Raw genomic sequence first — 9,131 nt, 5'->3', positions numbered from 1 at the left:
GGTCCCGATCCACGCCGTCGGCGGCGCGTGCGGCCGCCGCGGCGGCGCGCGCCAACTGCCCGATCGCGTACTGCGCCGGACCGTCTCGAAATGACTGATCGGACACCGAATCTCCCCACATCCTGAACCGAAAGACCAGACCTGGCGGCAGGACTCGAACCCGCGCCTTCCCGGTCCCGAGCCGGGCGCTCTGCCATTGAGCTACACCAGGGCGCTACAGACGTGGAGGCGGGATTCGAACCCGCGCCCGCCCGGTGAGAAGCCGGGTGATCCGCCACTGATCTACTCCACGAGACGTTCGGATCGTATCCGCGCCGACCCGATCGGGCACGTGAATTATCGCGACGGCCACTCGGAGCCAGGGTCCTGCGCCCAGCCCAACGTGCGGTGCCCGAGACACGTGCTCCGGGTGTCAGTCGGCGGGTGTGCCGATCCGTAGTCGATTGCCGTCGGGATCCCTCAGTTCGATCTCCCGCGCCCACGGCGCGTCCTCGACCGCCACCTCGAATTCCGCGGCCACGGCATCCACATCGCGCACCGAGAGGTAGACGAGCGTATCCGGCCGGGCGTCGCCGGTGTGCTCGGACAGGAACAACCGCATATCGCCCCGCGCCACCTCGACGAAGGCCGGGAGGCCGGGTTCGAAACGGTGCTCCCACCGCTGGGTGAATCCGAGCCGCTCGTACCAGCGGACCGCGGTCGCGGCATCGGCGACGCGGAGGATGGGGACGACCTGTTCGCGCATGCGCCGATGGTCGCAGATCCCACCGACGGATTCGCGCCAACCGTGCTCCGCTCCGGCGCGTGCCCGGTGCGCCGGACTACGACGGATGCCGACGAGGCCGCTGCGACGGTTCGGGCGCGAAGACCGCTGCGACGGTTCCGGCGCGACCGATCGGGACGGCCCCGCACTGCCGGCCGGTCGGGCTTCGCTCTGCTGTCAGGTGGACTTCGCACCGGCGTCGAGTGGACTTCGCACCGGCGTCGAGTGGACTTCGCACCGCCGTCGGGTGGGCTTCGCACCGCCTTCGGGTCGGCTACACGCGGCCGGACGCGGACAAGTGCCGTTCCCGTAGGGTGGTCGCCGAAGGGGAGGTGTCACATGGTGCGGAAACAAGAGTTCACCGGGTATTCGGGCAGTGCGGGGACCGCGGTGGCGGATACGGTCGTGGTGCCGCGGCCGTCACCGGTGCGGCGCTGGAGCAGCCGGGTGCTGCTGGTGCTGGGCTGGCTGGCGGTCCTGGTCGGGGTCGCCGGGGTCGCGCTGCACTACGCACCGTGGGCGCAGCGGGAGATCGTGCTCGCCGCCTCCTTCGCGCCGTACCTCATGCTCGGCGCGCTGGTGGGCGCGGCGTTGCTGCTGCTGGCCCGTGGCTGGCGCAGCGCGCTGGTGGCCGGTGCGGTGGTGGCGGCAGCGCTGTTCAGCCAGCTCACCCTGTTCGTGCCGGACGGCAAGGCGAGTTTCGCCGTCGAGATCCCGGTCATGCAGTCCAACCTGTACTTCGGCGAAGCGGACGCCGACGCGGTGGTGCGGTCGGTGCGCGACAACGGCATCGAACTGCTGACCCTCGAGGAACTCACCCCGGAGATGCTGCTGCGCCTGGAGGCGGCGGGTCTGGACGCCGAACTGCCGTACCGGTACCTCGCCCCGCTGGGCGGCGGTGCGGGCGGCGGCATCTTCAGCCGTCACCCGCTCCAGGACGGCGTCACCCTGGCGGGTTTCGAACTGGCCAACCTGCGTGCCACCATGCTGCATCCGCAGCGCGGTCCCGTGACCGTCTTCCAGTTCCATCCCGTGCCGCCGCCGCTGAACTTCGCGGCCTGGGTCGACGAGATGGACCGCATCCGCGCGCTGCTCGCCGCCACATCCGGTCCCGCCATCGTCGGCGCGGATTTCAACGCCACCTTCGACCACTACGCGTATCGGCAGTTGCTGACCGGTCGCTTCGCCGACGCCGCCGAATTGGCGGGTGCGGGCAGGCTCACCAGTTGGCCGGAGGAGCCGTCCTGGGGCCCGGTCATCGGCATCGACCGGGTGCTGGTCGCCGAGGGCCAGGCCGAGGATGTGCGCACGCTGGTCGTGCCCGGTTCCGACCATCGCGCGGTGATCGCCCGACTAAGGCTGTGAGCCCCGCTCACAGGGCTACAGGCGCGCCTCCAACCACGCGAGCAGATCGCCGAGCACCTTGTCCTGCTCCGGCTCGTTGAACACCTCGTGGTAGAGGCCCTCGTACCGGATGACGGTGAGATCCTCTGAGCCGACGCCCTTTTCGAGCACATCGGCGCTCGTGGGCGCGACCAGGCCGTCGGCGGTGCCCTGGAGCACCAGCAGCGGCGCGGTGAGCACCGACAGGCGTTCCTTCACCCGGACGGTGGCCTCCAGCATTTCCGCTCCGGTGCGCGCCACGACCGGCCCGGTGTACACCAGCGGATCGGTGTCGTACGCGTGCACCACCGCGGGATCACGGCTGATGAGCGTCGAATCCAGTTTCAGCACACCGAGATTCGGGGCGAATCGGGAGACCAGCGGACCCAGCATGCGCTGGATCGGGTTCCCGGCCTCGATCTCGATGGCCGCCGCCGACAGCACGATGCCGGTCACGTCCAGGGGTGAGCGGGTGGCCAGGTAGGAGGTGATGAGCCCGCCCATGCTGTGGCCGATCACGAAGCGTGGCAGTTCCGGATGCCGTTCGGTGGCGAGCCCGAGCATGGTCTCCACATTGTCGGCCGTATTCTCCATCGATTCGATATTGGCCTTGCCGCCCGCGGACCGCCCGTGCCCGATGTGGTCCAGGGCGTAGGCCGCGATACCGGCGTCGGCGAGACGCTGGCCGACGTGTTCGTAGCGTCCCGAATGCTCGGCGATGCCGTGCACGATCACCGCGACCGCACGCGGTTCGGTATCGGGCAGCCACGCCCGCCAGAAGATCCGGCCGCCCTTGCCGTCGAATTCGCCGGTCTCGGTTGTGGTCATCGCTCCTCCTCGGTCGCATGACGCGACAATCCGGGCTTGGGTGCCGGGCCATTCTCCCACTGCGCGGCGACCGGCGGCGGATCAGCGGGCCAGGTGTTCGACGAGTCGGCGGTTGAAATCGAGCAGGCGGCCGTAGTTCTCGCGCGAGAGCCGCTCGTCGGTGCCGTGAATCCGCTCCAGATCCGCGGCGGTGAGCACGATCGGCGCGAAATTGCAGCGGGTTTCGGCGAGATCGTCGTAGTGGCGGGAGTCGGTCGCGCCGGGCACCAGCCCGGAGGTCACCGCGATCCCGGGCACCACCGCGCGCGCCAGCTCCGCGATGGTCTCGAACCACGGGCCGGGGGAGCGGGCCGGGGACGGTTCGGAGGACATGCCGACCAGCTCGACCGCCACCTCGCGATCCTTGATCACCCGACGGCAGTGCGCGAGTACCGCGTCCACCGAATCACCGGGCAGGATACGGAAATTCACCAGCGCCTCGGCGCGCTGCGGCAGCACATTGGCCTTCACGCCGCCGTGGATGACGGTGGGCGCGGTGGTGGTGCGCACCATGGCCTCGGTCTGCGGGCGCAGCGCCAGCACCCGCAGGATGGCGGGACCGGCCACCCGGCTCAGGCCGAGTGCGGTGCGCCGCGGTTCGGACATGAACACCCGGATGCGGGCCAGCATATCGGCCGTCACCGGCGTCATGCGCAGCGGAAACGGATGCTCCTGCACCCGCGCCACCGCGCGCGCCAACCGGCCCACCGCGGTGCGCCGTCCCGGCATGGACGAGTGCCCGCCCACCGCCGACACCGACAGCCGAACCGTCGCATAGCCCTTCTCGCCCACCATGATGGTGGCCACCGGCCGGTCCACCCCGTCGGCGACGCCCTGGGTGATCACGCCGCCCTCGTCGAGCAGCAGGTCCGCCCGCACCCCGAGTTCGCGCAGCCGTCGCGCCATCCGCACGGCCCCGCCGTCGCCGAACACCTCCTCGTCGTGCCCGAGCGCCAGATACACCGTCCGGCGCGGCCGCACCCCCGCGGCCAATGCCGCCTCCACCGCCTCCAGCAGCGCCACGGCCCGGCTCTTGTCGTCGATGGCCCCACGGCCCCAGATGAATTCGTCGTCCACGACGCCCGCGAAGGGCGGATGCGTCCACCCGGTCTCGTCATCGACGGGCACCACGTCCAGATGCGCCAGCAGAATGGCCGCCGCGGGCGGGCGATCGGCGGAGGCCGCCGTGGCCTCCTCGGTCCCCGCCCACGTGTACAACCGGCTGTGGCCGAAGGTCTCCAACTCCAGCCGCTCGTGCACCAGCGGGAAGCTGCGCTCCAGATGCGTCGCGAGCCGGACGAATTGGCTGTCGTCGGTCTCGGCGGGGTCCGCACGGGAGATGGTGACGCAGCGCAGGGCCTCGGCCAGGCGTTCGGCGGTGGCCGCGTCGACGGCGGGGCCGGTGGCGGCGGTCGCGGTCATCGGGTGGCTCGGGGCGGGAAGTCGACGGTCACCGTTGCATTGTTCACCAGTTCGGGCGGGAGGGGGATGGTCTTCTCGGCGCGCCACTTGGGAATGCCCTCGGTCAGCCCGCCGGGGATGTCCGGGGTGCGCACCGTCTCCAGCAGCGGCAGCCGCACCTCCCCGTCGGTCAGCGTGACGCGGGCGAAGGCCGGCGGATGCGCCCACACGTCGTCGATCACGTCGGTGATGCGAATGCCGATGCGGTGCCCGGCCGGGATCGGCCAATCCTGGGCCAGCAGGCGCACGTTCGCGGTGGCGCCGACCGGGGCGATGCCGCGGGTGATGACGGTCGCCCGACCGTCGGGCGCGACGTCGTAGAGCTCCACGGTCACGGTGGCCGCGGCGGGGCCGTTCAGGTGCAGGGTGGCCGTGGCGACACCGGAGAAGTGCTGGTCGTGCGCGAGCGGCTGACTGAAGCTCCACACCTCGCGGTCGGCGCCCGGCACCAGGCCGCGGTCGGTGTAGGCGCCCGGTCGCACGGCCACGCGCACCGGGCGGCTGTCGGCGGGCGGCCAGGTCTGCTCGCCGCGCCACCGTCCGTCGAATTGGCCCACCGTCACGCGCGGTCCGGGCACCGTCACGTCCCGCTGCGCCACATGCCTGTCGAAGAAGGCCAGCAGCTCATCGCCGAAGAACGGCGTCCCGCATTTCTCGAAGCAGTTGCGATGCCCCCACTGTCCGAACCACGCCTTGTGCTCGCCCGGACCGAGTGCGTCCCACAGCTCGAACACCCGGTGCGCGCGGGTGTTGTAGTCGACGAATCCCTGTCCCAGGAACAGCGGAATGGTGTTGCCGCGCACCTGTTCCACCAGGTCGCGCTCGCGCCAGAACTCGGTGTCGGGATCGTGATCGCCGGTCTCGCTCAGATAGCGCTGGAAGCAGCCCGGGTCGATGTTCGACGCATTCGCCTGGTACTCCGCCGAATCCGCCCAGTGGCCCGGTGTGGACGCGATGAGCACATGCTCCAAGCCCGCCAGATCGCCCGGCCGCACCCCGGATTCGGTCACCGGCTTGCCGGAGAACTTCCAGGCGATGCCCTGCATGTAGAGGTAGGAGTACGGGTCCACCACCGGTGCGAAGGCCGCGACGGCGGCCAATCCGGCGGGCTGGGCGGCGAGGCCCATGATGCCGGTCCACGCCTCATAGGAGATGCCGGTCAGGCCCACCCGCCCGGTGGACCACGGCTGTCGGGCCGCCCACTCCACCGCCGTCTTCACATCGGAGCGTTCGTTCGGTCCGCCGAAGTCCGGGCAGCCGTTGGAGCCGCCGAAGCCGCGCAGGTCCACGATGACGTAGGTGTATCCGGCGGCGAGGAACATCTCCACGCTGAGGTCCTTGGTGGACACCCCGCCGCCGAGCCGCGGCTGGCTCAGATACGCCAGATGCGCCCGATACGGACTCACCGTCATGATCACCGGCGTCCGTACGTCGTCGGCCACGCCGACCGGCCGCAGGATGTCCGCGTGCAGCCGGGTGCCGTCGGGCGCGGTGATGAACTCCTGCCGATGCTGATACGCCGGTTCCGCCGCCGCCCGCATGGGCAGCACCACCCCGAACACCATTCCGAGCGTGGCCGCAACCACGGCCGCCACCCGCCACCTTACGAATCCCGATCGCACCATAGGACTATCGAGTCTGCCTGGGCGTCCGTCCAGCCCCAGGAACCGGGGGTGTAACACGACCCCCGGCGAGCGTGGGCCGGAAGATCAGAGCGGGCGGAAGTCGATCACCTTGCGCAGGCGGGCGCGGTCGCGTTCGAGGCGGCGCGCCTCGTAGGCGATGGGGAAGTAGCGGACGCGTTCGGGCAGCAGCGGAATGGTGCGGCCGAGAATCCAGCCCAGCCGCTTCAGATTGCGTTCGTCCTTGTCGGTCCACTCCAGGTCGAGCTTGCGGCGCACCACCCCCGGCGTGGTGCCGACGGTGAAGAAGTACTGTAACCGTCCCACCGGCGCGACGGCGGCCCGCCACACCGGGCGCAGCGGTGCGGGTAGCCAGGTGGGCGGTGCGACGGACCGGATGACCCTCAGGTAGTCCCGCGCGGTCTGGGTGGGGACGAGGTGGTTCTCGACCATGTCCTCGAACCAGGGCTCCCACTCCCGGTAGGAGGCCGGGATCTCCTTGGGCGCCACCATGAAGTTGCGCATGAGCTGCACGGTCTCCTGGTAGTACTGTTCCTTGTCGGCCTCGGTGAGCGGGGTGCGGGAGAAATATCGGTTGCCTTCGGTGAAGGCGAAGATGCCGGTGTGCAGCACCCAGGCCCAGGGCCCGGAGGACAGCGCGGTATAGCGGACGCCTTCCTTCTCGGTGTTCAGTCCGGCGTGTAGTTCACGCAGCCGGTCGGCCTCGGCCAGGGCCTCGTCGCCGCCGTAGACCCACATCATCACCGAGGCGATGCTGCGGACGGCGCGGCCCATGGGGTCGGTGCGGAAGGTGGAGTGCTCGTCCACCACCGCGGAGATGGTGGGTTCCATGGTTTGCAGCAGGAAGGCCGACCCGGCGGTGAACGAGAAGGTGATGAGGCCGACCTCTTCCCACATGCGGGTGCCGGGGCCGAACGGGCGGCGCTGCGGGCGTGCTCTCCGGGTCGCGGAGTCGACGGGGGCCACGGCGGCGGTCATGGTGATCTCCTTTGATCACGGGCTGCCGGGGGTGCCACCACCCTGACAGCATGAGAGGGTTACTGCTGAATCTTCTCATCATCTCGCCCGGGTGGCAACCATATCCGGGTGCGATATCCGCGTGCGCGGTCCGTCGGCCATGGGTCCCACCGCTGACGCATCTGCGCCGCCGCGCGCATTTCGGTGGAGGAGAAGCGGTTCCGTGGTGCGGATTTCCTCGTGAGCGCGGTGACCCAGACGACCTGACGGCGTATGATCGGCCACGATGGGCATACGGGGGCAGAGCGAGCAGGTTGTGACAACGGAATGGGACGGATTCGTCCAAGCACTGGTCCGCTGTTTGGCCGAATTGCCGTCCCGCGCAACTCTGATCATCGCCGCGCCCGGAAATCGCTATGTGCAATTCCAGCAGTTCGACATCAAACTGTCCGCCGAACTGACCGGCAATTACTACCTGACGGAACCGATTTCGGATGACGCGGCGCAGCGGTTGTCCGATCTCGGCTGGAATGCGCCGGTGTTGCAGCGCGAGATCGAAAACTGGCGACGCAGCCTACTCTGGCCGATCCCGCACAGTGCGCTGGTCGATTTGGCCCGCTCGGTCGCCATCGGCCTGCACGACGCGCTCGGGGTCGGCTCACCGGAGGAATTGCGGGCCACCGGCTGGACCGAGGCGTCGGGGGATCTCGATCTGAGCGTGCTCGGGGCGATGGCGCGGCGCGGCGGCGGATAGGCCCTCCCGCGCGGCGCACGGGAGGGCGGCGGTCACGGATTCGTCAGTCGACGAGGTTCTTCCGCAGTTTCACGATGGTCATCGGATTCAGTCCGAGACCGTTGGTCAGGAATTTCCCGAAGTCCCCGTACTTCTGCTCCATGGTCTGCAACGCGATGTCCAGGTACGCGTCGCGCACCTCCTGCAGGGGGATCAGCAGGTCCGGATTCTCCATCACTCCGGCCTGTTTCAGTTGCTCCCGCAGGGCGGCGTCGGAGGCGGCGCGGTACTGGTTGGACAGCAGGTAGTCCTTGCGGGCGAGCGATTCCGGTACGCCCACGGCGCGCAGCGTGACGTAGGTCAGCCAGCCGGTGCGGTCCTTGCCCGCCGTGCAGTGCACGAGCGTCGCCTTGTCGGTCGCGGCGAGATCCTTGATCGTCTGCCCGAACTTGGCCAGCGAATCCGCGCTGAAGAAGCTGCGGTACACATCACCCATGATCTGCTCGGCCTTGCCGCCGCCGAGTAATTCCTCCTGTTTCACCGGATCCCGCGAACTGATCGCCTCGAACATCTTCGTGAACATGCCGGTGTCGTCGATCGGCCGCGCCACCAGCGGCACTCCAGGCGGCAGCCGGTCGGCCCCCAGTCCCTGCACCTCGGCGGGTGTCCGCACATCGATCACCTGCTGCAGATTCAGCGTCCCCAATTTCGCCACATCGGCATCGGTCAGCTTTCCGAGCGCATCGGATCGAATCACCTTCCCCGACTTGGTCTTCGACCCGTCATAGGTCCAATATCCGCCGATGTCCCGAACATTCACCGCCCCCTGCAACTCGATCCGGGTCGCCGTCGCCAACGCGGGTTCCGCGACGGCCGCGGGAGCCACCAGCGTCGCCCCGAGTGCCAGCACGGCCGCCGCGGCGGTGGTCATACCGATGAGTGAAAGGCGAAGCCGCCCTGTCAAACTATTTTTCATGGCCGCGAACGTAGATCCGGTGCCCATTCCGATATCGACTTCGCCCGGACATTTCCGCCGACTGGGACACCTACCCCGCCCACCGGGATCAAGCCTGGACAACGGAGCGAAAAAGAGCCTCTCCGTTGACATTTCAATAGTTACCAGCCGTCATATGCGGACTAGGAATAGTAATACCGGTACCCGGCCGTCCGGGCAATATCGACCGCCGCCGTCGGGGTGGTGGCTCGCCGCACGACCGAGGAGATGGCGATCGACGCGTCATTATCCGTCGGCTTGCCGGGGTAGCGGATCATGTGCGGGCCACCGCGTTCGGGAGCCCCCCCCCCCCGCGCGGTGGGGGGGCGC

9 protein-coding genes and 2 tRNA genes are annotated in these 9,131 nt (G+C 69.1%); 2 read left to right on the top strand and 9 right to left on the bottom strand.

Annotated elements, in window-relative coordinates; all coding sequences use genetic code 11:
• Positions 1-139 precede the first annotated feature (139 nt).
• From QK444_RS25990 to QK444_RS25980, 3 genes are all read right to left on the bottom strand, one after another.
• Positions 140-211: transfer RNA gene (locus QK444_RS25990), tRNA-Pro, on the bottom strand.
• A 9-nt stretch (positions 212-220) separates the two neighbouring features.
• Positions 221-292 (bottom strand) — tRNA-Arg (locus tag QK444_RS25985).
• Between the two features lie 120 nt (positions 293-412).
• Positions 413-745: a glyoxalase superfamily protein gene (locus QK444_RS25980; protein WP_282784594.1), complete on the bottom strand. Its 333-nt coding sequence runs from the start codon at positions 743-745 to the stop codon at positions 413-415.
• A 357-nt stretch (positions 746-1,102) separates the two neighbouring features.
• Between QK444_RS25980 and QK444_RS25975 the strand changes: the two genes are divergently transcribed.
• A complete protein-coding gene (locus QK444_RS25975) occupies positions 1,103-2,128 on the top strand; it encodes an endonuclease/exonuclease/phosphatase family protein (RefSeq protein WP_282784592.1) in 1,026 nt (341 codons plus the stop codon).
• A gap of 15 nt (positions 2,129-2,143) precedes the next feature.
• Here QK444_RS25975 and QK444_RS25970 read toward each other — a convergent pair whose 3' ends face one another.
• From QK444_RS25970 to QK444_RS25955, 4 genes are all read right to left on the bottom strand, one after another.
• On the bottom strand, positions 2,144-2,974 hold the full coding sequence (locus QK444_RS25970) for an alpha/beta hydrolase (RefSeq protein ID WP_282784590.1): 831 nt from the start codon (positions 2,972-2,974) through the stop codon (positions 2,144-2,146).
• A gap of 81 nt (positions 2,975-3,055) precedes the next feature.
• Positions 3,056-4,435 carry a M20/M25/M40 family metallo-hydrolase gene (locus QK444_RS25965; RefSeq protein ID WP_282784588.1) on the bottom strand — a complete coding sequence of 460 codons (1,380 nt, stop codon included), beginning with the start codon at positions 4,433-4,435 and terminating at the stop codon, positions 3,056-3,058.
• Complete coding sequence (locus QK444_RS25960; RefSeq protein ID WP_282784586.1) at positions 4,432-6,069, bottom strand: CocE/NonD family hydrolase; 1,638 nt, start codon at positions 6,067-6,069, stop codon at positions 4,432-4,434. The genes QK444_RS25965 and QK444_RS25960 overlap by 4 nt, the downstream gene beginning before the upstream one ends.
• 114 nt (positions 6,070-6,183) lie before the next feature.
• The gene (locus QK444_RS25955; RefSeq protein WP_282784584.1) at positions 6,184-7,095 is read right to left on the bottom strand and encodes an oxygenase MpaB family protein; all 912 of its coding nucleotides are present in this window, start codon (positions 7,093-7,095) and stop codon (positions 6,184-6,186) included.
• Positions 7,096-7,360: 265 nt separating this feature from the next.
• On the opposite strand from QK444_RS25955, the gene QK444_RS25950 reads away from it, so the two are divergent.
• Positions 7,361-7,828 (top strand): hypothetical protein, encoded by a 468-nt coding sequence (locus tag QK444_RS25950; RefSeq protein ID WP_282784582.1) that lies wholly within the window; start codon positions 7,361-7,363, stop codon positions 7,826-7,828.
• Positions 7,829-7,871: 43 nt separating this feature from the next.
• Here the strand turns inward: QK444_RS25950 and QK444_RS25945 are convergent, their stop codons facing one another.
• On the bottom strand, positions 7,872-8,738 hold the full coding sequence (locus QK444_RS25945) for a tyrosine-protein phosphatase (RefSeq protein ID WP_282784580.1): 867 nt from the start codon (positions 8,736-8,738) through the stop codon (positions 7,872-7,874).
• Between the two features lie 206 nt (positions 8,739-8,944).
• The coding region (locus tag QK444_RS25940; protein WP_282784578.1) for a hypothetical protein at positions 8,945-9,131 on the bottom strand (187 nt) is incomplete at its 5' end.

The sequence above is a fragment of the Nocardia sp. CC201C genome (assembly GCF_030010695.1).
Classification (GTDB): Bacteria; Actinomycetota; Actinomycetes; order Mycobacteriales; family Mycobacteriaceae; genus Nocardia; species Nocardia otitidiscaviarum.
This window is presented reverse-complemented; position numbering and strand designations above follow the sequence as displayed.

Bases quoted from the DNA above. Each gene is read 5' to 3' on its own strand.
- QK444_RS25945 (WP_282784580.1), bottom strand. From the start codon at position 8,738: ATGACCACCGCCGCGGCGGCCGTGCTGGCACTCGGGGCGACGCTGGTG.
- QK444_RS25975 (WP_282784592.1), top strand. From the start codon at position 1,103: ATGGTGCGGAAACAAGAGTTCACCGGGTATTCGGGCAGTGCGGGGACC.
- QK444_RS25950 (WP_282784582.1), top strand. From the start codon at position 7,361: ATGGGCATACGGGGGCAGAGCGAGCAGGTTGTGACAACGGAATGGGAC.
- QK444_RS25955 (WP_282784584.1), bottom strand. From the start codon at position 7,095: ATGACCGCCGCCGTGGCCCCCGTCGACTCCGCGACCCGGAGAGCACGC.
- QK444_RS25970 (WP_282784590.1), bottom strand. From the start codon at position 2,974: ATGACCACAACCGAGACCGGCGAATTCGACGGCAAGGGCGGCCGGATC.
- QK444_RS25980 (WP_282784594.1), bottom strand. From the start codon at position 745: ATGCGCGAACAGGTCGTCCCCATCCTCCGCGTCGCCGATGCCGCGACC.
- QK444_RS25965 (WP_282784588.1), bottom strand. From the start codon at position 4,435: ATGACCGCGACCGCCGCCACCGGCCCCGCCGTCGACGCGGCCACCGCC.